Source organism: Pseudoduganella sp. OTU4001 (genome assembly GCF_038440195.1).
GTDB lineage: Bacteria > Pseudomonadota > Gammaproteobacteria > Burkholderiales > Burkholderiaceae_D > Rugamonas.
In genome coordinates this window covers 1-23,201 of the sequence record NZ_JASATG010000037.1, presented here as the reverse complement: position 1 = coordinate 23,201, position 23,201 = coordinate 1, and the positions used below count along the sequence as shown (strand labels likewise).

The 23,201-nt window shown below is 65.6% G+C and carries 24 protein-coding genes; 10 read left to right on the top strand and 14 right to left on the bottom strand.

Features of this window, described 5'->3' with window-relative positions; translation table 11 throughout:
• The first annotated feature begins 1 nt into the window (after position 1).
• Positions 2-601, top strand: a complete 600-nt coding sequence (locus AAHE99_RS23165; RefSeq protein WP_342119771.1) for a YdeI/OmpD-associated family protein — start codon at positions 2-4, stop codon at positions 599-601.
• Here AAHE99_RS23165 and AAHE99_RS23160 read toward each other — a convergent pair whose 3' ends face one another.
• Genes AAHE99_RS23160 through AAHE99_RS23145 form a run of 4 tightly spaced genes read right to left on the bottom strand, consistent with a single transcriptional unit; the run spans position 602 to position 5,734 of the window.
• On the bottom strand, positions 602-2,524 hold the full coding sequence (locus AAHE99_RS23160; protein WP_342119769.1) for a CocE/NonD family hydrolase: 1,923 nt from the start codon (positions 2,522-2,524) through the stop codon (positions 602-604).
• Positions 2,525-2,539: 15 nt separating this feature from the next.
• Complete coding sequence (locus AAHE99_RS23155; protein WP_342119768.1) at positions 2,540-3,715, bottom strand: tetratricopeptide repeat protein; 1,176 nt, start codon at positions 3,713-3,715, stop codon at positions 2,540-2,542.
• A 43-nt stretch (positions 3,716-3,758) separates the two neighbouring features.
• On the bottom strand, positions 3,759-4,862 hold the full coding sequence (locus tag AAHE99_RS23150; RefSeq protein WP_342119767.1) for a hypothetical protein: 1,104 nt from the start codon (positions 4,860-4,862) through the stop codon (positions 3,759-3,761).
• 5 nt (positions 4,863-4,867) lie between these two features.
• Complete coding sequence (locus tag AAHE99_RS23145) at positions 4,868-5,734, bottom strand: HDOD domain-containing protein (RefSeq protein ID WP_342119766.1); 867 nt, start codon at positions 5,732-5,734, stop codon at positions 4,868-4,870.
• A gap of 123 nt (positions 5,735-5,857) precedes the next feature.
• On the opposite strand from AAHE99_RS23145, the gene AAHE99_RS23140 reads away from it, so the two are divergent.
• Complete coding sequence (locus tag AAHE99_RS23140) at positions 5,858-6,427, top strand: DNA-3-methyladenine glycosylase (RefSeq protein ID WP_342119765.1); 570 nt, start codon at positions 5,858-5,860, stop codon at positions 6,425-6,427.
• On the opposite strand, the gene AAHE99_RS23135 is transcribed toward AAHE99_RS23140, so the two are convergent.
• Together AAHE99_RS23135 and AAHE99_RS23130 are read right to left on the bottom strand one after the other, a co-directional pair.
• Positions 6,408-8,081: a methyl-accepting chemotaxis protein gene (locus tag AAHE99_RS23135; protein WP_342119763.1), complete on the bottom strand. Its 1,674-nt coding sequence runs from the start codon at positions 8,079-8,081 to the stop codon at positions 6,408-6,410. The two genes, AAHE99_RS23140 and AAHE99_RS23135, sit on opposite strands and share 20 nt — an antisense overlap.
• 6 nt (positions 8,082-8,087) lie before the next feature.
• Complete coding sequence (locus AAHE99_RS23130) at positions 8,088-8,540, bottom strand: cache domain-containing protein (RefSeq protein ID WP_342119761.1); 453 nt, start codon at positions 8,538-8,540, stop codon at positions 8,088-8,090.
• A gap of 173 nt (positions 8,541-8,713) precedes the next feature.
• Here AAHE99_RS23130 and AAHE99_RS23125 point away from each other — a divergent pair, with 173 nt between their 5' ends.
• From AAHE99_RS23125 to AAHE99_RS23115, 3 genes are read left to right on the top strand one after another with little or no spacing between them, the layout of a single operon-like run.
• Positions 8,714-10,093, top strand: coding sequence for a KamA family radical SAM protein (locus tag AAHE99_RS23125; RefSeq protein ID WP_342119760.1), 1,380 nt, complete (start codon positions 8,714-8,716; stop codon positions 10,091-10,093).
• Positions 10,094-10,102: 9 nt separating this feature from the next.
• The gene (locus AAHE99_RS23120; RefSeq protein WP_342119759.1) at positions 10,103-11,563 is read left to right on the top strand and encodes an MFS transporter; all 1,461 of its coding nucleotides are present in this window, start codon (positions 10,103-10,105) and stop codon (positions 11,561-11,563) included.
• A gap of 30 nt (positions 11,564-11,593) precedes the next feature.
• On the top strand, positions 11,594-12,439 hold the full coding sequence (locus tag AAHE99_RS23115; RefSeq protein ID WP_342119758.1) for a fumarylacetoacetate hydrolase family protein: 846 nt from the start codon (positions 11,594-11,596) through the stop codon (positions 12,437-12,439).
• Here AAHE99_RS23115 and AAHE99_RS23110 read toward each other — a convergent pair.
• Entirely contained in the window at positions 12,436-13,776 is a 1,341-nt protein-coding gene (locus tag AAHE99_RS23110; RefSeq protein WP_342119756.1) for an aspartate aminotransferase family protein, read from the bottom strand. The genes AAHE99_RS23115 and AAHE99_RS23110 overlap by 4 nt on opposite strands.
• 94 nt (positions 13,777-13,870) lie before the next feature.
• Between AAHE99_RS23110 and AAHE99_RS23105 the strand changes: the two genes are divergently transcribed.
• Positions 13,871-14,413 (top strand): carboxymuconolactone decarboxylase family protein, encoded by a 543-nt coding sequence (locus AAHE99_RS23105; protein ID WP_342119754.1) that lies wholly within the window; start codon positions 13,871-13,873, stop codon positions 14,411-14,413.
• Here the strand turns inward: AAHE99_RS23105 and AAHE99_RS23100 are convergent.
• The 3 genes from AAHE99_RS23100 to AAHE99_RS23090 form a co-directional block, all read right to left on the bottom strand.
• Positions 14,403-15,185, bottom strand: coding sequence for an SDR family oxidoreductase (locus AAHE99_RS23100; RefSeq protein WP_342119753.1), 783 nt, complete (start codon positions 15,183-15,185; stop codon positions 14,403-14,405). The genes AAHE99_RS23105 and AAHE99_RS23100 overlap by 11 nt on opposite strands.
• Positions 15,182-15,508, bottom strand: coding sequence for a nuclear transport factor 2 family protein (locus AAHE99_RS23095; protein WP_342119752.1), 327 nt, complete (start codon positions 15,506-15,508; stop codon positions 15,182-15,184). The genes AAHE99_RS23100 and AAHE99_RS23095 overlap by 4 nt, the downstream gene beginning before the upstream one ends.
• A gap of 110 nt (positions 15,509-15,618) precedes the next feature.
• Positions 15,619-16,530, bottom strand: coding sequence for a LysR family transcriptional regulator (locus AAHE99_RS23090; protein ID WP_342119751.1), 912 nt, complete (start codon positions 16,528-16,530; stop codon positions 15,619-15,621).
• 149 nt (positions 16,531-16,679) lie between these two features.
• Here AAHE99_RS23090 and AAHE99_RS23085 point away from each other — a divergent pair, with 149 nt between their 5' ends.
• Positions 16,680-17,435: an alpha/beta fold hydrolase gene (locus tag AAHE99_RS23085; RefSeq protein WP_342119750.1), complete on the top strand. Its 756-nt coding sequence runs from the start codon at positions 16,680-16,682 to the stop codon at positions 17,433-17,435.
• A gap of 32 nt (positions 17,436-17,467) precedes the next feature.
• Complete coding sequence (locus AAHE99_RS23080) at positions 17,468-17,899, top strand: MarR family winged helix-turn-helix transcriptional regulator (protein WP_342119749.1); 432 nt, start codon at positions 17,468-17,470, stop codon at positions 17,897-17,899.
• On the opposite strand, the gene AAHE99_RS23075 is transcribed toward AAHE99_RS23080, so the two are convergent.
• Genes AAHE99_RS23075 through yjgA form a run of 4 tightly spaced genes read right to left on the bottom strand, consistent with a single transcriptional unit; the run spans position 17,892 to position 20,590 of the window.
• Positions 17,892-18,740 (bottom strand): M14 family zinc carboxypeptidase, encoded by an 849-nt coding sequence (locus tag AAHE99_RS23075; RefSeq protein ID WP_342119748.1) that lies wholly within the window; start codon positions 18,738-18,740, stop codon positions 17,892-17,894. The two genes, AAHE99_RS23080 and AAHE99_RS23075, sit on opposite strands and share 8 nt — an antisense overlap.
• Positions 18,716-19,384 (bottom strand): alpha/beta hydrolase, encoded by a 669-nt coding sequence (locus AAHE99_RS23070; RefSeq protein WP_342119746.1) that lies wholly within the window; start codon positions 19,382-19,384, stop codon positions 18,716-18,718. Before AAHE99_RS23070 ends, AAHE99_RS23075 begins: the two co-directional genes overlap by 25 nt.
• Complete coding sequence (gene mog / locus AAHE99_RS23065; protein WP_342119745.1) at positions 19,381-19,989, bottom strand: molybdopterin adenylyltransferase; 609 nt, start codon at positions 19,987-19,989, stop codon at positions 19,381-19,383. The genes AAHE99_RS23070 and mog overlap by 4 nt, the downstream gene beginning before the upstream one ends.
• On the bottom strand, positions 19,982-20,590 hold the full coding sequence (gene yjgA, locus AAHE99_RS23060) for a ribosome biogenesis factor YjgA (RefSeq protein ID WP_342119744.1): 609 nt from the start codon (positions 20,588-20,590) through the stop codon (positions 19,982-19,984). Before yjgA ends, mog begins: the two co-directional genes overlap by 8 nt.
• Before the next feature lie 71 nt (positions 20,591-20,661).
• On the opposite strand from yjgA, the gene pmbA reads away from it, so the two are divergent.
• Together pmbA and AAHE99_RS23050 are read left to right on the top strand one after the other, a co-directional pair.
• The gene (pmbA, locus tag AAHE99_RS23055) at positions 20,662-22,014 is read left to right on the top strand and encodes a metalloprotease PmbA (protein WP_342119743.1); all 1,353 of its coding nucleotides are present in this window, start codon (positions 20,662-20,664) and stop codon (positions 22,012-22,014) included.
• Positions 22,015-22,064: 50 nt separating this feature from the next.
• Positions 22,065-23,156: a TRAP transporter substrate-binding protein gene (locus AAHE99_RS23050; RefSeq protein WP_342119742.1), complete on the top strand. Its 1,092-nt coding sequence runs from the start codon at positions 22,065-22,067 to the stop codon at positions 23,154-23,156.
• The last annotated feature ends 45 nt before the right edge of the window (positions 23,157-23,201 follow it).

The window sequence follows — 23,201 nt, the reverse complement described above, 5'->3', positions numbered from 1 at the left end:
CATGGCCACTACCGATCCGCGCGTCGATGCCTACATCGCCAATGCTGCCGACTTCGCGCAACCGATCCTGAGCCACCTGCGCGCGGTGATCCACGCGGCTTGTCCGGATGTCAAGGAGACCATCAAGTGGAGCATGCCGAACTTCGATTACCACGGCATCATGTGCAATATAGCCGCCTTCAAGCAGCACTGCGCCTTCGGCTTCTGGAAGGCCGAGCTGCTGCTGGCGGACGAGGATGACAAGGGCCGCGAAGCCATGGGCCAGTTCGGCCGCATTACATCGGTGCAGGACTTGCCATCGAAGAAAGTGCTGACGGCGTACGTCAAGAAGGCGATGAAGCTGAACGAGGCCGGGGTGAAAGTCGCGCGGCCGAAAGCGGCGCCGCGCGAACTGGTGGTGCCCGACTATTTCATCGCGGCGCTGGAAGCCAGTCCGGCCGCCTATGAGGTTTTCAACAATTTTTCCACCAGCGCCAAACGCGAATACTGCGACTGGCTGAGCGAGGCGAAAACCGAAGCCACGCGCGACAAGCGCATGGCCCAGGCAGTTGAGTGGATTGCGGAAGGCAAAAAACGCAACTGGAAGTACGAGAACTGCTGATCAGGGCAGCACCATCAGCTGCAGGCCGGAGGCGGTGCCCGGCGCGCGGTAGACGCGCTGGGTAGCCTTCACGAAGTGTTCCGGCTTGGCCTGCGGGATGCTGGTGAAGGTCTGCGGGTTGAGGTCGACCAGCGGGAACCAGCTGCTCTGCACATGCACCATGATGCGGTGGCCGCGGCGGAAGGTGTGCTGCACGTCGCCGATCTGGTAGTTCAGCGCTTCCACCTTGCCGGGCACGAACGGCTCCGGCTGTTCAAAGCTGTTGCGGAACTTGCCGCGCAGCGGATTGCCGCGCACCAGCTGCTGGTAGCCGCCCATCGGCACGGACGGCGGCGCCACGTCCTTGTGCTGGCCTTCGTCTTTGTCCTGCGGGTAGTCGGCCGGGTAGACGTCGATCAGCTTGACCACGAAGTCGCTGTCGGTACCGCTGGTGGAGACGAACAGTTTCGGCGTCACCGGGCCGGCGACGGTCACGTCCTCCTCCAGCAACTCGCTCTGGTACACCAGCACGTCCGGACGCGAGGAGGCAAAGCGCTGGTCCGACACCATATACTCCTGCGGCACGCCGGTGGCCGGGTAGCCGATGTAGGGCACCGGCTTGCGCGGGTCGCTCACGTATTCGTCGAAGGCGCTGGCCTGCTGCGCGGGTTGGCTCCAGCTCAGGGTGCCGTTCGGGCCCAGGTACAGCATCTTCGCCTTGGCCGGCGCCGGCGGCCAGGCGCTGTACTGGCGCCAGACATTGGTGCCGGTTTCGAAGGTGTGCACGGCGGCCATCGGCTGCGCCGGTTTCACGCCTTTCAGGTGCTCTTCAAAGAACGGCAGCAGCAGCTTCTTGTTGAAATGCTCGCTGGTCTTGCTGTCGAACTTCACATGGCCCAGGCGCTTGCCGTCGCCACCGGCCCAGCCGCCATGCACCCACGGGCCCATGACCAGGCCGTTGAAGATGCCGGGGTTGTGCTTGCCGAGCGCGCGGTAGGTGAGCAGGGGGCCGGCCGGGTCTTCCGCGTCGAACCAGCCGCCGACGGTCAGCACGGCGGCCTTGACGTTCTTCAGGTGCTGCGCCACGTTGCGCGACTTCCAGAATTCGTCGTAGGTGTCGTGCTCGATGGTGGGCTTGAAGTAGGCCTGCTGCTTGGGCTGCATGTCGGCCAGCATGTTCGACAGCGTCAGGCGCTGCAGGAAGTAGTCGTAGCCGCTGGTGGTGCCGTAGTCGAACCCGTCCCAGGTCTTGGGCAGCATCGTCGGGTTTTTTTCTTCGGTGAAGGCGGCGTAGAAGTCGAAGTTCGCCGCCAGCATGAAGGCGCCGCCGTGGTAGGAGTCGTCGCCCATATACAGGTCGGTGACCGGGGCCTGCGGCGAGGCGGCCTTGATGGCCGGGTGCGAGTCGATGATGCTGGCCGCGGTGTAGAAGCCGGGGTAGCTGATGCCGTAGATGCCGACCTTGCCGTTGTTGTTGGCCACGTGCTTGAGCAGCCAGTCGACGGTGTCGTGCATGTCGCGGCTCTCGTTGCCTTCGCCCGGCGCCAGGTCCTTCCTGGCGTGCGGCGTCATCTCCTGCCATTTGCCTTCCGACATATAGCGCCCGCGCACGTCCTGCTTGACGAAGATGTAGCCGGCGTCGCTGAAGTCGGGCGACGGGCCGAGGCGGCGCGGGTAGAAGTCGACGCCGTAGCGCAGCTGGCCGTCGACCGTGACGCCGGCGCTGTACGGCGTGCGTTCCATCAGGAAGGGATAGCTTTTGCTGGCGTCCTTCGGCACGTAGACGGCCGTGAACAGGCGCACGCCATCGCGCATCGGGATGCGGAATTCGTACTTGGTGTAGGCGGAGCGCAGGTCCGGTTTGTCATCAGGCGCCGCCTGGGCGGCGCCTGCGAAGGCCAGTGCGAGGGAAAGGGAAAGGGTGAGTGGAGTAAGTTTATCCATTACTTGGGCTTCTTATTATTGTCGAAGACGGGCTCGCGCTTCATACAGCCGCAAGTTCGCCAGCTTGCCGGCGTAGATCGCACTGTCGCTGCGCGTGGTGCTGTTGTTCAGCGCCAGGGACATATGCTTGTCCGCTTCCTTCAGGTCGCCCAGGGCAAAGGCGGCCTTGGCCAGCCAGAAGTGGAATTCATGGTAGTAGGGCGCGCGCTGCACTTCGCGCACGAACAGCGAGCGCGCCTTCTTGTAGTCGCCCTGCGCCATGGCCTGCTGCCCCTGGTTGAAGAAGTAGAACGGCGGGTAGGGCTCCAGGCGCGCCAGTTCGGCTTTCAGCCGGGCCGATTCCTCGGTCTTGCCCAGCGCATTGGTGACCTCGGACAGGTTGAACAGGATCACCGCGTTGACCGGATCGTGGCTGTGGGCGAAGCGCAGGGTTTTTTCGGCCAGGGCAAAGTCGCCGCTGCGCTGGTAAATGGTGGACAGGGTGTTGTAGCCCATCAGGAAGCCGGGATCATGCTCGATCGCGGCGCGCGCCCACCAGTAGGCTTCATCCAGCTTGCCCTGCACCATGGTTTCGGCTGCGCGGTTGTTCATGAACATGGCGATGATGGTGCGCTCCGGGATGATCACGGTCGGCATCTTGTCGGCGTCGGGCGGCGGCAGGAAGTCGATCGTCACGTCCTGGTAGCGGTCGTACAGGTTGGATGCTTCGAAGGCGGCTTTGCCCAGCACCAGGTTGACGTGGCCGTTGCTGAAGTAGAGCGAGCCGCTGCGGCTCCAGGTGTCTTCGGCCGTGACGCGCTGGAAGCGCACGGTCAGGCCCATCTCGCGCGCAAAGGCGGCGGTCATGATCACCAGCGACAGGCAGTTGCCGGAACGGGCGTCGAAGGCCTGCGCGGCGGTGCGCGTCATTTCGGAGTCGTATTCGAGGCGCAGCTGGCCGCGCTGGGCCAGCGCGTCGACCAGCGTCTCGTGCATATTGGTGTTGATCTTGCGTTCCTGCCGGATCTTGAAGGCGTAGCGCTTCATTTCCGGCGTCAGTTCGAAGATCTGCTCCGGGCTCAGGATGTGCTCCGGTTTGGCGAACGCGCTGTCGTGATACAGCGAGCGCTCCGGCGTGGGCAGCGGCGCCAGCGGCGAACTGGCGCAACCGGCCAGCAGTGCGGCAAAAGTCAATATTGACAGTAGTTTCATGGTGGTGTCTCCTCCCACTATATGAAACTAGTATGTGCGCGTCTCAGGGGGCTGTCAATTCAACCGTAATGTCGCCGATGCCGAGGGTGGCCAGGGCATCGCGCAGGTCCTCGATCTCCGCGTCCACGTCGTCGCCCACATCGAGGCGGCGGTCGGCGTGCGCCAGTTCGCCGGCGGCGCCGAGCAGCTGCACGCCGAGCGCGGCGTCGTCCTCGGTTTCCACCAGCGTGATCACGGCGCGCGCGCTGCCGTGGGCGTCGAGGGCGGCGCCGAAAGCGGCCATCATGGCCAGCATCCAGTGCTCGGAGCGGCCTTGCTGCAGGGCGCCGTAGAACAGGTCCTGGTACTGGAAGTTCAGGCGCAGCGCGGGCGCCCGGGCGCCGCTGGCCAGGCAGCGCTGCAGCAGCGGCGCGGCCGACACGGTCCAGTCCTGGTAGCGCTGCAGGCGCGCTTCGAACCAGGCGTCCTGCTGTTTGCCGGCCGGCGGCATGGCGTAGAACGGGTCGTCGGCGCGCTTCAGGGCAAAGCCAAGCAGGAAGCGCAGCTCGACCGCTTCGTCGGCGGCGCCGAAGGTGGACGGCTGCCAGCCGGCGATGCTGCGCAGCAGGGCCGGCGCCTCGGCCACCTTCTTGCCGCTCAGGGCGGCGGCGGCTTCGTACACCATGGCATTCAGCTGGCTGGGCGTGATGCGCTCCATCTCGGCCAGGTCGTAGGCGTGCTGCACCAGCACCACCTTGGCTTTCGGGCCTTCCAGGCCGGCGCTGGTGAAGCTGTCCAGCAGGGCGGCGTAGGCTTGCTCATCCTGGAAGCCGTCGGCTTCGCGCAGGCCGCCCTGGCTGTGCACGAACAGCGGGATGGCGAAGGCGTTGATTTCCAGTTCGGGGCCGTCGCCCTTGCGCAGCAGGACGGTGCCGGCGTCTTCCTCGATGGCCTCCTTCAGGTGGCGGTAGGCCTCCACGTCCTCGCCGCGCGCCAGTTCGATGGCGCCCAGCAGGATGGCGTCCTTGCCGTGGCGCAGGTGGCGGCGCACGGCGTGGCGCAGCTCAGGGTCCTGCGCCAGCGCCAGGCTGCACAGTTCATGGCTGAGGGATTCGTCTTTGTCTGCTGCGGGGGGATGGCCTTTGGCTGGGCGCTTGTTCTTTTGCATTCGGCTCAGTGTTCGATGTGGAAGGTTTCGTGCAGTTCGTCGAGCAGGTCGGCGGTTTCGTCTTCATTCATGCCCAGGTGGCGGCAGGCGGCCGCGCCGCCTTTTTCCCACTCCAGCGAGTCGCTGTTGCCGTGGTAGCGCTGGATGGCGCGTTCGGCCAGCACGGCGGCCGACACCAGCGAGCGGATCGCGTCGTCGGTGGCGTCGTCGCTCAGCACCTCGTAGTCGTGGTGGTGCAGGATGGCCCAGGACACGTCGGGCGACAGGCCCCAGTTGCGCGCCAGCAGGCAGCCGATGGCGGCGTGGTTGGTGTTGTGGCGCGCGTCTTCGAGCTCGGTGAACTTGCGGCTGGCCGCGCCGTTGCACAGGTCCAGGGTCTGGTGGTAGTCGGCGAAGCGGTCCATCAGGATCGGGATGCCGATGTCGCAGAACAGGCCGAAGGTGTGGGCGATGTCGGGCGGCGCCAGGCGCAGCTTGCGCGCGATGAACACCAGGGCCTGGGCGCGGCAGGACGACACTTCCCAGAACTGGTTGAGGGCGGCGTTGTTGCCGCCGATGGCCTGGCGCGCCAGGATCCCGGTCAGCATGGCGGCGCACTGGGTGATGCCGAGGAAGTTGATCGCCTGTTCCACCGACTTGGCCTTGCGCGCGGCGCCGTAGAACGGCGAGTTGGCTAGTTTCAGCAGGGCGCCCGACATGCCGACGTCGTTGCCGATGATGCGCGCGATGGCGCGCGGCGACGGGTCTTCCTGCGCCAGTTCGCGCTGCAAATCGACCAGCAGGCTGGGACGCGGGGGGATGCGGATGGAGCGCATCAGCGCGTCTTCTGCGGTGGTGTTTTCTGCCGGGAGCCGGGCTGCTGCTGTTGTCATTTTGCTTCGTGGGTTGTTCTGCTGAGGCGGGCACCGCCATTATCGCCTGTTTTTCCCGCTTTGCCCGGCGCCCGCGTGAGTTTTTTTTCATGCCTGAATGACAGCATTGCTACAATCTGTAGCATGTCTTCCCACATTCTGGCCGGTATCGACTTCAGCGCCCCGTCGCCGCAAGTGGCGCGCCGCCTGATCGGCGTCACCCTGCTCGTCAATGGGGTGGGCGGGCGCATTGTGGAAGTGGAGGCGTATGACCGCGAGGACCCGGCCTCGCATAGCTTTTCCGGCAAGACGGCGCGCAATTTCGCCATGTTCGGCGCGCCGGCGCATGCCTATGTCTACCTGTCGCATGGCATCCACTGGTGCCTGAATTTCGTGTGCCGCGAGGAGGGGCATGGGGCCGGGGTCCTGATCCGGGCCATCGAGCCGCTGGCGGGGCTGGAGCAGATGGCGCTGCGGCGCGGGCTGTCCGATGCGCGGCTGCTGTGCTCCGGGCCGGGGCGGCTGGGGCAGGCGCTTGGCGTGACCCGCGCGCTCAACGCCCTGGCGCTCGGCGCGGCGCCGTTCGAACTGCTGCCGCGCAAGGGGCGGGTGCCGGTGGCGGTGGGGCCGCGCATCGGGATTTCCAAGGCGGTCGAGCTGCCGTGGCGCTTCGGGCTGGCCGGGTCGCCGTTCCTCAGCCGTCCGTTCCGTTAGCGATTCCGCGGCCGCTGCGCCCGCGTCGCGTCCGCCCGTCCCGCATCGGGCTGGCCGCCGAGCGCCGCTCGCCAGCCGTCGCCGCCTCGCCGCGCGGGCGGGCGGGGTGGGCGCCCAGCTCGAACACCGCCACCGCCCGCGCCAGACCGGCCGCCTGCTCCTGCAGGCTGGCGGCGGCGGCGGCGGCCTGCTCCACCAGCGCGGCATTCTGCTGCGTGACATCGTCAATCTGCGCCACCGCCTGGTTGACCTCCGTAATCCCGCGCGCCTGCTCCGCGCTGGCCTCGCTGATGCGCCCGATGATGCTGCCCACCTGCTGCACGGCAGCCACGATATCGCCCATGCTGCCGCCCGCCACGCCGACCGACTCCGCGCCGCGGTCGATGGTGGCCACCGAAGCATTGATCAGCGCCTTGATCTCGTGCGCCGCCGTGCCGCTGCGCTGCGCCAGCGTGCGCACCTCCGCCGCCACCACCGCGAACCCGCGCCCCTGCTCGCCCGCGCGCGCCGCCTCCACCGCCGCATTCAGGGCCAGGATATTGGTCTGGAACGCGATCCCGTCGATCACCCCGATGATCTCAACGATCTTGCGCGAAGAAGAGCGGATCGCCTCCATGGCCTGCACCGCATCGGCCACCGCCGCACCGCCGCGCGCCGCCAGCGCGTTGGCATTGGCCGCCAGCTGGCACGCCTCGCGCGCGTGGCCGGCATTGCTGCGCACCGCCTGCGCCAGGCAATCGACCGCGCTGGCGGTTTCCTGCAGCGAACTGGCTTGCAGCTCGGTGCGCGCCGACAGGTCCATATTGCCGCTGGCGATCTCGCGCGCGGCCACATCGATCTGCTGCACCGCGCTGCGGATCGCACCGATGGTGCCGTTCAGCTGCGCCACGCTGCCGTCGAGCGCGCGCGCGGTATCGGCAATCTCATCGCGCCCGCGCGGCGCCGGCCGCGGCGCCAGCTGTCCGGCCGCCAGGCGCCGCACCGCTTCGCCAATCGCATGGATATCGCGCAGCAGCGCGCGCCGCACCTGCATCGACACCGCCAGCGACAGCGCCACCGACAGCAGCAGCAGGCCCGCCATCGCCATGCCCAGCAGGCGGAACTCCTGCCGCGCCTCGGCATAGGCCATCTCGCTGAGCGATTTTTCCAGCGTCGCCAACTGCGTCAGCTGCACGTCCAGCGCGGCGAACTGGCGCTCCGCCTTGGCCATGGCATTGGTGGCGATCGACTGGTCCACCGCCGCCAGCTCGATGGTTTCCTGCACCGCCTTGCGGTAGCCGGCCAGCGCCTGCGCCGAGCCGGCCAGCAGGCCCCGTTCATCGGCCGCCGCGCTGCCGGCCAGCTGCTCGAGCCGGCTGCCGACCGCGCCGTGGCGGTGGCGGATCTGGGCCGTCAGCGCGTCGAGCCGCGCCTGTGCGAAGCTGCCGTTGATCCAGGCCAGCAGCTGGTAGATGTTGGCGTGCGCCATGCGCGCCTCGGCCGCCACGTCGGCCACCGACTGCAGGCGCGCCGCGCGCAGCTGCACCAGGTTCTCCATCGATGCGTTCTGCCGCACCATGCCGGTCCAGGCGCAGGCTGCTGTCGCCAGCAGCAGTGCCAGCACCGCGCCCGGCGCCAGCAGCAGCTTCGCTCCTATCCGCAGTCGGTTCAGCATGGCGGCCTACTTCTTGTAGATGCCAGCTTCCAGCACGGCGTCGCCCACCCGCATGATGTAGGTGGTCTTCGGTTCGATCTTGCCGTTGGTGGGGTTCTTGTACATGTAGTCGACCCAGCCCTTGCCCTTCTTGGCGGCCAGCTCGATGATCTCGCGCCGGTATTTCTTGCCGCTGGCGTCCGGCACGTCGGTCAGGTCCTTGCCGACGATGGTGGGGTTGACCGGGTGCGCCAGCACGATGCCGCTTTGCAGGTCGCGGATATCGACGTACAGCGCGCCCTGGATGAATTCCGGGTCCTTGGCCGCGACCTTCTCGATGAACTTGTCCTTGCCGTGCTGCTTGATGAATGCGGCGCCTTTCTCCACCATGGCGATGGCGTCTTTCTCGGTCGGCTCGCTGCTGGCGTGCGCTGCCGCCATGGCCAGGACAATCAGTGGTGCGCTGAGGATGCGTTTCATTGCCGGACTCCTTGGGGTGGGGTGGAGATGCCAATGTACGTCCGCGCGCCGCGGCGGGAATTGCGCAAACGCAAGCTCGTAGGATTTTTCCGGCGAAGTATTGAGATGCGGCAATAGGCGAATTCTGAAGCGGACCATCATGAAGTCCTAGCCCACCCACTCAGGAGTTCGCCATGTCTGCCGCTGACCAGCTCAAATTCAAGCCTTACACCCGCCAGACCATCCGCCAGGCGCCGCAATGGGATTTGCTGGCGCCGGAGCAGCAGGAGGCGGTGCAGGTGCTGTCGCATGTGCTGCCGTTCCGCACCAACCAGTACGTGCTGGAGCAGCTGATCGACTGGTCGAATATCCCGGACGACCCGATCTACCGGCTGGTGTTCCCGCACCGCGACATGCTGCCGGCGCACGAGTACTGGCAGCTGCGCGACCTGCTGCTGGTGAAGCGCGATGAGGCGGCGGCGCAGCAGCTGGTGCGGCAGATCCGCCTGCGCATGAACCCGCACCCGGCGGGGCAGATGACGCACAACGTGCCGCGTGTGAACGATGCGCCGCTCAAGGGCTTGCAGCACAAGTACAAGGAGACGGTGCTGTTCTTTCCCAGTGCGGGGCAGACCTGCCACGCTTACTGCACCTTCTGCTTCCGCTGGCCGCAGTTCGTCGGCATGGACGATATGAAGTTCGATGCGCGCGAGACGGGCGAGCTGGTGGCCTACCTGAAATCGCATCCCGCTGTGACCGACGTCCTGATCACCGGCGGCGATCCGCTGATCATGAACACGCGTTCGATGGAGGAGATCATCACGCCGCTGCTGGCGGCGGGGCTGGAGCATATCCAGAACATCCGCATCGGCACCAAGTCGGTGTCGTACTGGCCGCAGCGCTTCGTCAGCGACCGTGATGCGGACGACTTGCTGCGCCTGTTCGAGCGCGTGGTGGCGGCGGGCAAGAACATGGCGATCATGGGGCATTACAACCATGCGGTGGAGCTGCGCAACGAAGTGGCGCAGCAGGCGGTCAAGCGGATCGTCGGTACCGGTGCGACCTTGCGCATGCAGGGCCCGCTGATCCGGCATATCAACGAAGACCCGGCCAGCTGGGCGGAGCTGTGGCGCACCGGCGTGCGGCTGGGGGCGATCCCTTACTACATGTTCGTGGAGCGCGATACCGGGCCGCGCGAGTATTTCCAGCTGCCGCTGGCGCGCGCGCATGAGGTGTTCCAGCAGGCCTACCAGATGGTGTCCGGCCTGGCGCGCACGGTGCGCGGGCCTTCCATGAGCGCTTTCCCGGGCAAGGTGGTGATCGATGGCGTGGCGCAGATTGGCGGCGAGAAGGTGTTTGCCTTGCAGTTCCTGCAGGCGCGCAAAGCGGACTGGGTGCGCAAGCCGTTTTACGCGAAATACGATCCGGATGCGACCTGGTTCGACCAGCTGCGGCCCGCTTTCGGGCGCGACAAGTTCTTCTTCGAAGAGGAAGGGCAGGGCGCTGCGCATGGCGCTGCGCTGGCGCCGCCGGTCACGGTGCTGCCGCGCCGGGTGATTCCGCTGGTGGCATAAGGCGATGCCATGCCTCCGCCCGCATCCGCGCCTGCGCTGCAGCCAGATGCCGCCGAGCCTCCGGCAGCCCCCGCGGCTCATGGCGCACCAGTCTTCGCGCCTGGCGCGGCGGATGCAGCGGCGGGCGTGCGGCGCGGCGAGGCGATGGTGCCGCTGCTGTTGCCCGGCCTGCTGGCGGTGTCGGTGCCGGTGCGCGGCGATTGGCGCGCGCGGGTGCTGGCGGCGCCGGGCCGCTGGTGGCGGGGACGGGAGCGGGTGCCGGGCACGCTGTCCGGCCCCGCCACGCTGCTGCTGGTGTTCATCCCCTTCGCGCTGGGACACTACCTGTCCTGGCTGCTGCGCAGCGTGAACGCCATGCTGGCGCCGCAGCTGCTGGCGCAGGCCGGCCTGACGCCGGCGCAACTGGGCCTGCTGACCAGCACCTACTTCCTCGCCTTCGCCGTGGCGCAGCTGCCGGTGGGCATGGCGCTCGACCGCTACGGCCCGCGCCGCGTGCAGTTTGTGCTGCTGCTGGTGGCGGCGCTCGGCACCCTGGCCTTCGCCGGCAGCCGCGACTTCGCCACGATGGCGATGGCGCGCGGGCTGATGGGCCTCGGCCTGGCGGGCTGCTTCATGGCGGCCATCAAAGCCCTCACCACCTGGCTGCCCGCGCACAAGACGCCTTCGGTGCAGGGCTACCTGATTGCAGCAGGCGGCCTGGGCGCAGCCACCGCCACCTTGCCGGTGCGGCTCGCGCTGCACCATATGAGCTGGCAGTGGATGATGCTCGCGCTGGCGGCTTGCTGCATCGCGGTCGCCCTGCTGGTACTGCTGCTGGCGCCCACCCCGCCCGCCGCGCCGCCGCGCCCCTTCGGTCGCAACGCGCTGGCCGGAACCTTCGCCCACCCCGTGTTCCGCGAAACCGCGCTGCTGGTGCTGCTGCCGCACACGGTGTTCTTCGGCGTGCAGGGCCTGTGGATCGCGCGCTGGATGGCCGACGTGCCGCGCTTCGGCGAAGAAGCCATCGCCTGGCTGCTCTACCTTGGGATGGCCGCCGTCATCTTTGGCTCCATCGGCGTCGGCATGCTGACCGAATGGGCCGCCCGGCGCGGCTGGCGCGCGCTGGACGTGGCCGCCGCCGGCGTGCTGCTGTTCGTGCTGCTGCAATGCGCCTTCGCCTCCGGCTGGCGGCCGCCGCAGCAGATGCTGCCGGTGCTGTTCATGCTGGTGGGCTGCGTTACCGGCATGGAGTTTTCGATCGTCGCGCAAGCCATACCGCCAGCATTGACGGGACGCGCCTCCACTTGCCTCAACCTGCTGATCTTCATCGGCGCCTTTATCGTGCAGGCGGGATTCGGCCAGGTGGTCGGCCTGTGGCGGCCGTCCGCGCTCGGCCACCATCCCGCCATCGCCTACCAATGCGCCTTCGCCGTCCTGGTCCTGATCCAGCTGCCGGGCCTGTGCCGCTACCTGCTCCGACGCTTCCGGTAAAATATCGCCTTCAACAAGAAGGAAGATGAAATGAAACTGGTTCGTTACGGCCGTATCGGCAAAGAGAAACCCGGCCTGATCGATGAATTCGGCAAGCTGCGCGACCTGTCCGCTGAGATCAGCGACTTCGAAGGCGACAACCTGTCCGATAAAGTGCTGCGCAAGCTGGCCAAGATCGATCCAGAAACCCTGCCTGTGGTGCGCGGCAATCCACGCTTCGGCGTGCCGGTCGCCAAGGTGGGCAAGTTCATCGGCGTAGGCCTGAACTACGCCGACCACGCCAAGGAAGCGGGCCTGCCGATTCCTTCGGAACCAATCATCTTCATGAAGGCCATTACCTGCCTGTCCGGCCCGGACGATCCGATCATGCTGCCGAAAGGCTCCAGGAAGACCGACTGGGAAGTGGAACTGGGCGTGGTGATCGGCGCCCGCGCGCGCAACGTCAGCGAGAAGGACGCCGAAAAATACGTCGCCGGCTACTGCGTGGTGAACGACGTGTCCGAGCGCGAGTTCCAGCTGGAGAAGGGCGGCACCTGGGACAAGGGCAAGGGCTGCGATACCTTCGGCCCGGTCGGCCCGTGGCTGGTGACGCGCGACGAGATGTGGGACCTGAACAAGCTTGACCTCTACCTGGAGGTCAACGACAAGCGCATGCAGACCGGCAGCACCGGGACCATGATCTTCAAGGTGCCGCAGCTGGTGGCCTACATTTCGCGCTTCATGACGCTGGAACCGGGCGACATCATTGCCACCGGCACGCCGCCCGGCGTCGGCATGGCGCGCAAGCGCTTCCTGAAGAAGGGCGATTTCGTCCGCCTCGGCATCGCCGGTTTGGGCGAGCAGCAGCAGGACGTGATCGGCTACCAGGAGTTCTAAGCCGCCGGACGCACGCGCAGCAAGGCGCGCTCCAGTCCATCGGCCAGGCGCGCCACGATCTGCTGCAAATCCGCCTCCGTCGCGATAAACGGAGGCGCCAGCAGCACATGGTCGCCGCGCCGGCCATCGATGGTGCCGCCCATCGGATACACCATCAGCCCGCACTCCATGCAGGCATCCTTCACCGCTGCGTGCAGCCGCAGGTCCGGATCGAACGGCCGCTTGCCATCCCGGTCCTGCACCAGCTCCAGTGCCAGCAGCATGCCGCGCCCGCGGATATCCCCCACATGCGGATGCATCGAGAACGCCTCGCGCAGCATGCGCTTGAACGCCGCGCCGCGCACCGTCACCGCCCCCAGCAGGCAATCGCGCCGGATCACCTTCTGCACCGCCAGCGCCGCCGCCGCCGCCACCGGATGGCCGACATAGGTATGCCCATGCTGGAACACCCCGCTGCCTGAGCGCAGCCGCTGCACCACATGGTCGCGCGCGACCACCGCGCCGATCGGCTGGTAGCCGGCGCCCAGCCCCTTGCCCAGCGCCACCAGGTCGGGCACCACGCCATCCTGCTCGATGGCGTACAGGGTGCCGGTGCGCCCCATGCCGCACATGACTTCATCGGCGATCATCAGGATGCCGTACTTGTCGCACAGCGTCCGCACGCCCTTGAAGTAGCCCGGCGTCGGCGGCACCGCGCCGCTGGTGGCGCCCACCACCGTCTCGGCGCAAAAGCCGATCACGTGCTGCGGCCCCAGTTCGAGGATTTTCGCTTCCAGTTCCTGCAGCAGGTTGGCGGTGTATTCGTGCACGTCCTGCCCGGCGCGGCGCTCGCGGTATTCAAAGCAGGGCGACACGCGCGCCACATCCATCAGCAGCGGCTCGAAGTGGCGGCGGCGGTACTCGTTGCCGCCCAGTGCCAAAGCGCCCAGCGTGTTGCCGTGGTAGCTCTGGCGGCGCGCGATGAACACGCGGCGCTGCACCTCGCCATGCTCGACGAAGTACTGGCGCGCCATCTTCAGCGCCGCTTCGACCGCCTCCGAGCCGCCCGACACCAGGTAGGCGTGGTTCAAGTCGCCCGGCGCGTCCTGCGCCAGCCGGTCGCCCAGCTCCTCCGCCACCTCGGTGGTGAAGAACGAGGTGTGCGCATACGCCGCCACCTTGAGCTGCGACTGCATCGCCGCCAGCACGTCCGGATGGCCGTGGCCCAGCGAAGACACGGCGGCGCCGCCGCTGGCATCGAGATAGGTATTGCCTGCGCTGTCGCGCACTTGCATGCCGAAAGCGCAGACGGCAACGGGCGGCGTGCTGCGCAGGTCGCGGTGGATCAGGTGGGTCATGGCGGCTCCTCGCTGGTTGGTCGTCCAGCGACATTAGCGCGCACCTTGCGCCGGCGTTTTGATTTTTGTCGCATCCTGTGCGAGGATTTTCGTCATGGAAGAGAGACTCGGCCCCATCCCGCAGGAAGCCATGACGCCCGCACAGCGCGCGGCGGCGCAGGCCGTGATCGACGGCCCGCGCGGCGCGCTGTACGGTCCGTTCGTGCCGCTGCTGCGCAGCCCCGAGCTGCTGGCTTGCACCCAGCGCCTGGGCGAATACCTGCGCTACCGCAGCGCCATCGGCACGCGCTTGAGCGAGCTGGCCATCCTGGTGACGGCGCGCCAATGGGACCAGCCGGTGGAGTGGGCGATCCACGCGCCGATCGCGGCGCAGGCCGGCCTGCCGCAGGCGGTGATCGACGCGATTGCCGCGCGCACTGCGCCGCCCGGCCTGGCGCCGGACGAGCAGGCCGTGTACGACTTCTGCATGGAACTCCATACGACCAAGCAGGTCAGCGATGCCGCCTGGGCGGCGGCCTTGCTGCATTTCGGCGAGCAGGGTGTGACGGACCTGATGGGCATCAACGGCTACTACACCATGCTGGCGATGGTGATGAACGGCGCCCGCTCGGCGCCGCCGCCGTTCCCTACACGGTAGGAACCGTGCCGCCGTCGATCACATGTTCGGAGCCTGACACCGATGCCGCGCGCGGCGACACCAGGAAGGTGATCAGGTCCGCCACCTCTTGCGGCTTGGCTGGGCGCCCAAGCGGAATTCCGCCCAGCCAGTCCATGATCAGCTGCTTGCCGCCCTCATAGTCCGTGCTATTTTCAAGCGCCATCCGCTCGGTGAAGACAACCGAAGCCTCGGTTTCAATCCAGCCTGGCGATACGCTGAGTACGCGAACGCCTTTCGGCGTGACTTCCTTCGACAGGGACTTGCTGTAGGTCGACAGGGCGCCCTTCGCCGCCGCATAGGCGGTGGTCGACGCCGGCAGCGGAAGCACACGCTGGATCGAGCTGACGTGCAGCACCACGCCTGCGCCTTTGGCCAGCATCGCGGGTAGCAAGGCCCGGTCAAGACGAACCGCGCACATCAAGTTCAGGTTCAGTTCATTGAACCACACCGCGTCATCGAGCACGGCGAAACCGCCGCTCGGAGCGCTCGAGCCGCCAACGCTGTTGATCACGATGTCGGCGCTGCCCCAATGCTCGCTGACCGCGCGGGCCAGTTCGGCGACGCCTTCCGCCGTCGACAAATCGGTCGCCACGTATGTCACGCCTGGCAGCGGCTGCTCTGGTGTGGAGCGTGCCGAAGTCATTACTTCCACTCCGGCCTCCTGCAAGCTCTTGACGAGGGCAGCGCCCAAACCTTTGGTGCCGCCTGTCACCACGGCACGCTTTCCTTTCAGTTGGAGGTCGAAGCTCATACGGAAATCTCCAGCGATGCGATCAGGTCGCGTTCAAGTAAGAAACGGTAGGACAGGTCAACCGGACTGCCGGCGAAGTTGCCGCTGACCTTGGCACGCACGACCTGGAAGCCATCCTCCTGTTGCAAGGCAAACGGCACGGTGGTTGCGCTGTATTTGGCCGACACCGTGGCCATGAACGCCTTGATGGTGTCAATGCCAACGTAGGTGTAGCCGTCGTCCTTCATGACGGCGTCCGCTTTGAAGCATTGCGCCAAAGCGTCAGGATTGTGTTCGGCCGCGAAGTACTCAGCGATTGGTGCGGGAAGTGTCAGGGTGTTCACGATCAGGACTCCATGTAGTTACTGAAGGCCTATCATGCGCGCCGCTACCTGATTAGGGAATCGTCTAGAATTCGCATGGGTTGTGTAGGGATCAGTGCATAATGCGGGCGCTAGGGCCGATCGAACGGCGCCCGATCCAGCAAACAATCGATGAATGCCCCGAGGGCGGCTGGCCGGTGTCGCCGGTTCGGGTAGTAAAGGAACAGCCCCGGACGCGAGATCGACCAGTCCGCAAGGACCTGGACCAGCCGCCCTTGCGCCAGCAGCTCGCCCACGCCATCCAGCGCAAAGTGATAGGCAATGCCAAGCCCGTTCACCGCAGCGGCAACGCCAACGTCGGCGTGGTTGGTGACCACGGGGCCCTGTACCGCGACCTCGAAACGCTGCTCGCGCTTCTGGAACTCCCAGCGATAATGCCGGCCCTCCGTCTGCAGCCGCCAGTTGATGCATGCATGGTTGTGCAAATCGGCGGGTGACCTGGGGACGCCGCGACGCGCCAGGTAGTCCGGCGCCGCCACCGCAACCATGTCCAGGTCTGGCGTGAGGCGGATGGCGACCATGTCCTTCTCGAGCTGCCCTCCCACGCGGATGCCCGCGTCGAAGCGGCCTGCGACGATGTCGCTGAGCGCGTCGTCGACCACGATGTCGAGCACGACATCCGGATGCGCTTGGTGGAAACGTGCCAGGCGGGGAGCAATGATGGTCCTTGCTGCGATCCCGAGCGTGTTGATGCGCAGCGTGCCGCTCATCTGCCCCGTGGCTTCGCTGGCTTCGGCGACGGCAACGGCCATCTCCCGGAACAAGGGGGCGACGCGGTGATACAGCTGCTCGCCAACTGCCGAGGGCGCGACACTGCGGGTCGTACGATGCAGCAGGCTGGCGCCAATCCGGCTCTCCAGCTGGCGAATTGTCTGGCTGAGCGCAGAAGGCGATAGGCCCAGATGCTCCGCTGCGCGGGCAAAGCTCTGGCGCTCGACTATGGCCACGAAGGCCTTCAGCTCAGCAAAGTCTGACCCACGCATTATGTGCTCTCGCCTTCATGGAAAGTCCCGATTCTAGTACTTTTTCTAAATCCTCATAAAAATATTTGCACGCTAACGATTAGTGCGCTATATTTCAGTCATGCGCTTAGCGCGCTAACCATTAACGCGATAACTTAAAGGAAAATGCCATGACCAAGCCCATCAAATCCGCCCTGATCGCCGCCTCCCTGCTGGCCGGCGCCACCCTGGTTCCAGCGCACGCCGCTGAAGACACCACCGTCGTGCTGGTGCACGGCGCCTTCGCCGACGGTTCGTCGTGGGACAAGGTGATCCCGCTGCTGCAAAAGCAGGGCTTGAAAGTGGTGTCGGTGCAAAATCCCCTGACTTCCCTGGCGGACGACGTGGCTTTCGCCCAGCGCGTGATCGATGCGCAAACCGGCAAAGTGGTCCTGGTTGGCCACTCCTGGGGCGGCGCGGTGATTACCGAGGCTGGCGCCAGCGATAAGGTGAAAGCGCTGGTCTATGTGGCCGCCTTCGCACCATCGGAAGGCGAGGTGATTGGCGAGTTGGGCAAGGACTTCCCGCTGCCGCCGGGCGTTCCGACCCTGAAGCCTGATGCCAATGGCTTCATCTACTTGTCGCAGGAATCGATGGCGGTCAACTTTGCGCAAGACCTGACGCCGGCCCAGCATCGCCTGATGACCGCCACCCAGGGTCCGATCAAGGCCAGCGCCTTTGCCGACAAGGTAAGCGTCGCGGCCTGGAAGAACAAGCCTAACTATTACATCGTCGCCTCCAAGGACCGCATGATCGACCCAGGCCTGCAGAAGTCCTTTGCCGCCAAGATCAATGCCACCACCACCACGCTGGCCGCCAGCCATGTGCCGATGGCGTCGCAGCCGGCTGCTGTGGCGAAGGTCATTCTCGAAGCGGCCAAGCGTTAATCGCCCGAGGGGGCTGTGCTAAAGTACGCGCCATGGAAAAACGCACGCCCCCAACGCTGGACCAGCATCTCTGCTTCAAGCTGTATTCGACGTCGCTGAAGATGACGCAGCTTTACAAGCCGCTCCTTGCCCCGCTCAATCTGACCTATCCCCAATACCTGGTGATGGTGGTGCTGTGGGAAGAGGAGGGCCTTGGCATCAAGGGCCTGGCCGAGCGTTTGCAGCAGGACCCGGGCTCCATCACGCCCCTGGTCAAACGCCTGGAAGCCGAAGGCTACCTCGCGCGCGGCCGCGACCCCAACGATGAACGCAACCTGGTGCTGACCCTGACCGACAAGGGCCGCAAACTGCGCGCCGACGGCTTGAAGGTCAGTGAGCAGATCGCCCATGCCTGCGCCATTACCATGGCCGACGTCGAACGCCTCGCCTCCGGCCTCGACAAGCTAAGCCGCAACCTTAGTTAACGTTCTGCCGGATCCAGTCCAGCATGTCCTGCCAGATGCGCTGGATTTCAGCGTCGGACGGCATGGCTTGCGCATGCGGCAGTTCGATCGTAATCACGGGCACCTGCTTGTGCTGCCCACTGTAGTTGCCAAGCGAACCCGGATACACGCCCACTTTGCGGTAGCTTAGCCGCCCGAACTTGCGCGGCGGCTCCGCCTCGCCATCGAAATCCAGCACGCCGAACGGCGCATGCACCGACACAATCAGGTCAGGGCGGAAGCGCTCGATGGTGTCATGCACCCACTTGCTTTCCGGCTCGGATAACGGATTCTTGCCAGGGAAGCGGCGCGGGTCGCTGCGCGTCACTTTGGCCCAATAGCGCGGAGCTTCGCGCTGCCAGCCCGGAGTAGGGAAGTTGCGGTTCAAATCCACGCCGCGGGCATTCACGCGCTGCGGCTTGGCCGCCAGCAGCCCATCGGGATTCAGCAGCGGCGCCACCTTCCAGTGCAGTCCCTGCGCCCCCGGCGTATCCATCTCCTTCAGCCAGCGGAACACCAGCGCCGAAGCACTCGGCTCGTCGCCATGGATCCCGCCCAGCAGCAGCACGCGCGGCTGGTCGACGCCTTTGCGCGGCGCGATATCGCGTTCAAGGATAGGGAAACCTTTGGTGGACTTGGCGCCGCTCGGTACCACCGCGCTTTGGCGGCAGGCATCCGCGCTGACGGTTGGCAGGCGCGGCGCCAGGCGCTCGCACCATGGCGCAGCCGGAGCAGCGTGGGCCGCGCCGGCGCAGGCCAGCACCAAGGCGGCCCAGCCAGCGCGCACGCTGCGCAGGTTTAAGCGAACACTTTCTTCAGCCATGCCGAGATATGCTGCACTTCCTCGGCGCAAGCGGAATGCTGCATAGGATAGTCGTGCCATTCAATCTTGTAACCCAATTGCGTCAACAGGTCGCGCGAAGCAGTCGCGCGGCCAATCGGAATCACCGGGTCCATCGTGCCATGCACCATGAAGACCGGTGTATCCTGGTTGGCTGCGTGGCGCTCAACAGCCGCCTTGTCAGCCAATGGCAGGTAGCCGGACAGGCACATCAGGCCCGCCAGCTTCTGCGGATAGCGCAGGCCAGCCTGCAGCGTCATCGCGCAACCCTGTGAAAAACCACCCAGCACGATGCGGTGCGCCGGCACGCCGCGCGCGATTTCGCGCTCGATCAGCGCGTCCACCAGGATCTGCGACTCGCGCAGGCCCTTTTCATCTTCCTGGCGGCCCAGGTCCGTGTGGATGATGTCGTACCACGAGCGCATGACGTAGCCGCCATTGATCGTCACCGGCATCATGTTCGCATGCGGGAACACGAAACGGATGCCCGGCAGGCCGCGCAGGTCCAGTTCATTGACGATCGGCGCCCAGCCTTCGCCGCTGTCGCCCAGGCCGTGCATCCAGATCACGGAGAATTCAGGATTCGGCGCGGTGTCGATGACGATGGAGTCGAGCAGGTGGGTCATGCGTTGTCCTTCTTGCGGATAGCGGATTTAGGGCGGAATGCCTTGCACACCGCGTCATTGGTTTCAGCGTAAGGGCCGCCGATCAGGTCGATGCAGTATGGCACGGCCGCAAACACACCGCCCACCAGCTGCTTGCCGTCGGCATCCTTCAAGCCCTCCAGGGTTTCCTTGATGGCCTTCGGCTGGCCCGGCAGGTTAATCACCAGCGCCGCATGGTCAGCGGTCTCGCGGATCACCGCCACCTGGCGCGACAGGATCGCGGTCGGCACGAAGGCCAGGCTGACCTGGCGCATCTGCTCGCCGAAGCCCGGCATTTCCTTGGTCGCGATGGCCAGCGTGGCCTCCGGCGTCACGTCGCGCCGTGCCGGACCGGTGCCGCCGGTAGTCAGCACCAAATGGCAGCGCACATTGTCGACCAGGTCCACCAGGGTGGACTCGATCTGCGCGCGCTCGTCCGGGATCAGCCGGGTTTCAAAGCGCACCGGCGTGGACAGCGCACTGCGCAGCCACTCTTCCAGCGCCGGGATGCCCTGGTCCTGATAGATACCGCCGCTGGCGCGGTCGGAGATCGAGACCAGGCCAACCAGCAGGGTTTCATCACTCATCTTCATCGCCCTCAGGCGCGTCGACGTCAACATCCGGGCCAGGCGACGGCGCCGCAGCGCCAGCCTTTTCCAGGTCCTTCAGGATCTGGAAGATTTCACGGTAAGCCTTTGGCGGCTTGTTCTCCGCCTGCTCCTTGCGCGCATTGCGGATCAGGGTGCGCAGATGCTGCACGTCCAGGTGCGGCGCTTCTTCCAGCAGGGCGGTCAGGGCCTTGTCGTCGGCCAGCAGCTTGTCGCGGCGGCGTTCCAGCGCGTGCAGGGCGGCGGTATCGGCCTTGGAGGCGCCTTTCCAGCCCTCGATGGTGCGCTTGATGACGGCCACTTCCTCATCCGTCAGGCTGCGCATCTTTTTGCCGATGAACTGCATCTGGCGGCGGCGGCCTTCGTGGTTGTTGATATTTTGGCATTCCAAAATAGCATCGCGCACATCGTCCGGCATCGGCACGCGCTTGACGCGGTCGCGCGGCGCCTCGACCAGCTCCTTGCCCAGCGCCTGCAGGGCGTCGGACTGGCGCTTCATCTCGGTTTTGGAAGGGCGTTCGTATTCTTGTTCGAACTCGTTGGACTGGAAGCCAACCGAGCCGCGGTTTGGATTAGGCATGATAGAGCGAAAAAATCGGTAAACGGCTGCTATGATAACTGTTTTAACGCCACAGCCCCCAAAAAGACCCCATGAGCGAATCCGCCTTCTCCTACTCGCAGGACCAGTTGAAACAGCTTGCACGTGATGTATTGAAGTACGCGCGCGAGCAGGGCGGCACCGATGCCGCCGTTGAAATCAGCGAAGGCAGCGGTCTCTCGGTGTCGGTCCGCAAGAGCAAGATCGAAACGATCGAGCAAAATCGCGACAAGGGGATCGGCGTCACGGTCTTCATCGGCCAGAAGCGCGGCAACGCCAGCACTTCCGATTTCTCCACCGCCTCGCTCAAGGCCACGGTGGAAGCTGCCTACAACATCGCCCGCTTCACGGCGGAAGACGATTGCGCCGGCCTGGCCGACGCCGACCAGCTGGAAATGAACCCGCAGGACCTGAAGCTGTTCTACCCATGGGCCATCAGCACCGAAGAAGCGGTCGCCCTGGCGCAGCGCGCCGAAGCCGCCGCCTTCGCAGTCGACCCGCGCGTCACCAATAGCGAAGGCGCCGGCGTGCACGTGCAGCAGTCGCACTTCGTCTCGGCCAACTCGCGCGGCTTCATCGGCGGCTACCCGTACTCGCGCCACACCCTGTCGGTGACCCCGATCGCCGGCAAGGGCGCCAAGATGCAGCGCGACGACTGGTACACCTCGGTGCGTGATCCAAAGAAAATGGCCAGCGCCGAAGCCGTCGGCCGCTACGCCGCCGAACGTTCGCTGGCGCGCCTGAACGCGCGCAAGCTCGGCACCCGCACCTGCCCGGTGCTGTTCGAAGCGCCGCTGGCCGCAGGCCTGCTGGGCGCTTTCGTGCAGGCCACCTCCGGCGGCGCGCTGTACCGCAAGTCTACCTTCCTGCTTGATTCGCTGGGCAAATCGGTATTCCCGTCCCATATCCAGGTCAAGGAAGACCCGCACGTGGTAGGCGGCATCGGCTCGGCCCCGTTCGACGAGGAAGGCGTGCGCACCCACAAGCGCGACGTGGTCAAGAACGGCGTGCTGCAAGGCTACTTCCTGTCCACCTACTCGGCGCGCAAGCTGGGCATGAAAACCACCGGCAACGCCGGCGGCTCACACAACCTGACCATCACCTCGTCGCTGACCAAAAAGAACGACGACTTCGAAGCCATGCTGCGTAAGATGGGCACCGGCCTGCTGGTCACCGAGCTGATGGGCCAGGGCACCAACTACGTCACCGGCGATTACAGCCGCGGCGCCTCCGGTTACTGGGTCGAGAATGGCGTGATCCAGTACCCGGTGGAAGAGATCACCATCGCCGGCAATATGAAGGAAATGTTCCAGGACATCGTCGGCATCGGCACCGATACCCTGGTGCGCGGCACCAAACAGACCGGGTCGATCCTGATTGAAAAGATGGTGGTTGCCGGAAACTAAATATTTCCATACACTGTCCCGAGAACACCACCCTCAAGGAGACAGAACGTATGGAACGTCGTTCGTTTATCAAGAAGGCAGCCGCGGGCGCGGGCGCAGGTGTAATTGCCGCGCCAGCCATCGCTGCCGAACTGCCTGCCGTCACCTGGCGGCTGGCATCCAGCTTCCCTAAATCCCTCGACACCATCTACGGCGCGGCCGACACGTTCACCAAACGCGTGTCGCAGCTGACCGGAGGTAAATTCACCATCAAGGTCTTCGCCGCCGGCGAGATCGTGCCGGGCCTGCAGGTGCTGGACGCCGTGCAAGCCGGCACCGTGGAATGCGGCCACAGCGCCTCGTACTATTACTACGGCAAGGACGCCACCTTCTCGCTCGACTGCGCCGTGCCGTTCGGCCTGACCTCGCGCCAGCACACCGCCTGGTACGACCAGGGCGGCGGCAAGGAGCTGCTGCGTAACTTCTTCAAGGACTACGGCGTGGTCAACTTCATTGCCGGTAACTCGGGCACCCAGATGGGTGGCTGGTTCCGCAAGGAAGTGAAGTCGGTGGCCGACCTGAAAGGCGCCAAGATGCGTATCGCCGGCCTGGCCGGCAAGGTGATGGAGCGCCTGGGCGCGGTGCCGCAGCAGCTGGCCGGCGGCGACATCTACCCTGCGCTGGAAAAAGGCACCATCGACGCGGCGGAGTGGGTCGGTCCTTATGACGACGAGAAGCTGGGCTTCTACAAGGTCGCCCCGTTCTACTACTATCCGGGCTGGTGGGAGCCGGGCGCTTCGTTCACCCTGTACGTGAACATCAAGGAATGGGAGAAGCTGCCGAAGGAATACCAGGCCGCGATCGAGTGCGCCTCCTACGAAGCGCACGTGGTGATGCAGGCCGAGTACGACTTCAAGAACCCGACCGCACTGGGCCGCTTGCTGAAGAACGGTGTCAAGCTGCGCAACTACTCCAACGACATCATGGAAGCGGCCTACAAGGCTTCCAATGAACTGATGGCCGAGGAAGCGTCCAAGAACGCCAAGTTCGCCAAGATCTACGAACCGTGGAAGCGCTTCCGTTCCGACCAGAACCAGTGGGCTTCGATCGCCGAGTCCACCATGCAGAACTTCCTCATCAAAGCAGGACGGGGCGGTAAGTAAGCCCACCGCACGCCGCAGCCGTCATCATGACGCTGCGGCGATTAA

Excerpts from the sequence above, each read along its gene's own strand:
- AAHE99_RS23165 (WP_342119771.1), top strand. The coding sequence starts at position 2 with ATGGCCACTACCGATCCGCGCGTCGATGCCTACATCGCCAATGCTGCC.
- AAHE99_RS23160 (WP_342119769.1), bottom strand. The coding sequence starts at position 2,524 with ATGGATAAACTTACTCCACTCACCCTTTCCCTTTCCCTCGCACTGGCC.
- AAHE99_RS23155 (WP_342119768.1), bottom strand. The coding sequence starts at position 3,715 with ATGAAACTACTGTCAATATTGACTTTTGCCGCACTGCTGGCCGGTTGC.
- AAHE99_RS23150 (WP_342119767.1), bottom strand. The coding sequence starts at position 4,862 with ATGCAAAAGAACAAGCGCCCAGCCAAAGGCCATCCCCCCGCAGCAGAC.
- AAHE99_RS23145 (WP_342119766.1), bottom strand. The coding sequence starts at position 5,734 with ATGACAACAGCAGCAGCCCGGCTCCCGGCAGAAAACACCACCGCAGAA.
- AAHE99_RS23140 (WP_342119765.1), top strand. The coding sequence starts at position 5,858 with ATGTCTTCCCACATTCTGGCCGGTATCGACTTCAGCGCCCCGTCGCCG.
- AAHE99_RS23135 (WP_342119763.1), bottom strand. The coding sequence starts at position 8,081 with ATGCTGAACCGACTGCGGATAGGAGCGAAGCTGCTGCTGGCGCCGGGC.
- AAHE99_RS23130 (WP_342119761.1), bottom strand. The coding sequence starts at position 8,540 with ATGAAACGCATCCTCAGCGCACCACTGATTGTCCTGGCCATGGCGGCA.
- AAHE99_RS23125 (WP_342119760.1), top strand. The coding sequence starts at position 8,714 with ATGTCTGCCGCTGACCAGCTCAAATTCAAGCCTTACACCCGCCAGACC.
- AAHE99_RS23120 (WP_342119759.1), top strand. The coding sequence starts at position 10,103 with ATGCCTCCGCCCGCATCCGCGCCTGCGCTGCAGCCAGATGCCGCCGAG.
- AAHE99_RS23115 (WP_342119758.1), top strand. The coding sequence starts at position 11,594 with ATGAAACTGGTTCGTTACGGCCGTATCGGCAAAGAGAAACCCGGCCTG.
- AAHE99_RS23110 (WP_342119756.1), bottom strand. The coding sequence starts at position 13,776 with ATGACCCACCTGATCCACCGCGACCTGCGCAGCACGCCGCCCGTTGCC.
- AAHE99_RS23105 (WP_342119754.1), top strand. The coding sequence starts at position 13,871 with ATGGAAGAGAGACTCGGCCCCATCCCGCAGGAAGCCATGACGCCCGCA.
- AAHE99_RS23100 (WP_342119753.1), bottom strand. The coding sequence starts at position 15,185 with ATGAGCTTCGACCTCCAACTGAAAGGAAAGCGTGCCGTGGTGACAGGC.
- AAHE99_RS23090 (WP_342119751.1), bottom strand. The coding sequence starts at position 16,530 with ATGCGTGGGTCAGACTTTGCTGAGCTGAAGGCCTTCGTGGCCATAGTC.
- AAHE99_RS23085 (WP_342119750.1), top strand. The coding sequence starts at position 16,680 with ATGACCAAGCCCATCAAATCCGCCCTGATCGCCGCCTCCCTGCTGGCC.
- AAHE99_RS23080 (WP_342119749.1), top strand. The coding sequence starts at position 17,468 with ATGGAAAAACGCACGCCCCCAACGCTGGACCAGCATCTCTGCTTCAAG.
- AAHE99_RS23075 (WP_342119748.1), bottom strand. The coding sequence starts at position 18,740 with ATGGCTGAAGAAAGTGTTCGCTTAAACCTGCGCAGCGTGCGCGCTGGC.
- AAHE99_RS23070 (WP_342119746.1), bottom strand. The coding sequence starts at position 19,384 with ATGACCCACCTGCTCGACTCCATCGTCATCGACACCGCGCCGAATCCT.
- mog (WP_342119745.1), bottom strand. The coding sequence starts at position 19,989 with ATGAGTGATGAAACCCTGCTGGTTGGCCTGGTCTCGATCTCCGACCGC.
- yjgA (WP_342119744.1), bottom strand. The coding sequence starts at position 20,590 with ATGCCTAATCCAAACCGCGGCTCGGTTGGCTTCCAGTCCAACGAGTTC.
- pmbA (WP_342119743.1), top strand. The coding sequence starts at position 20,662 with ATGAGCGAATCCGCCTTCTCCTACTCGCAGGACCAGTTGAAACAGCTT.
- AAHE99_RS23050 (WP_342119742.1), top strand. The coding sequence starts at position 22,065 with ATGGAACGTCGTTCGTTTATCAAGAAGGCAGCCGCGGGCGCGGGCGCA.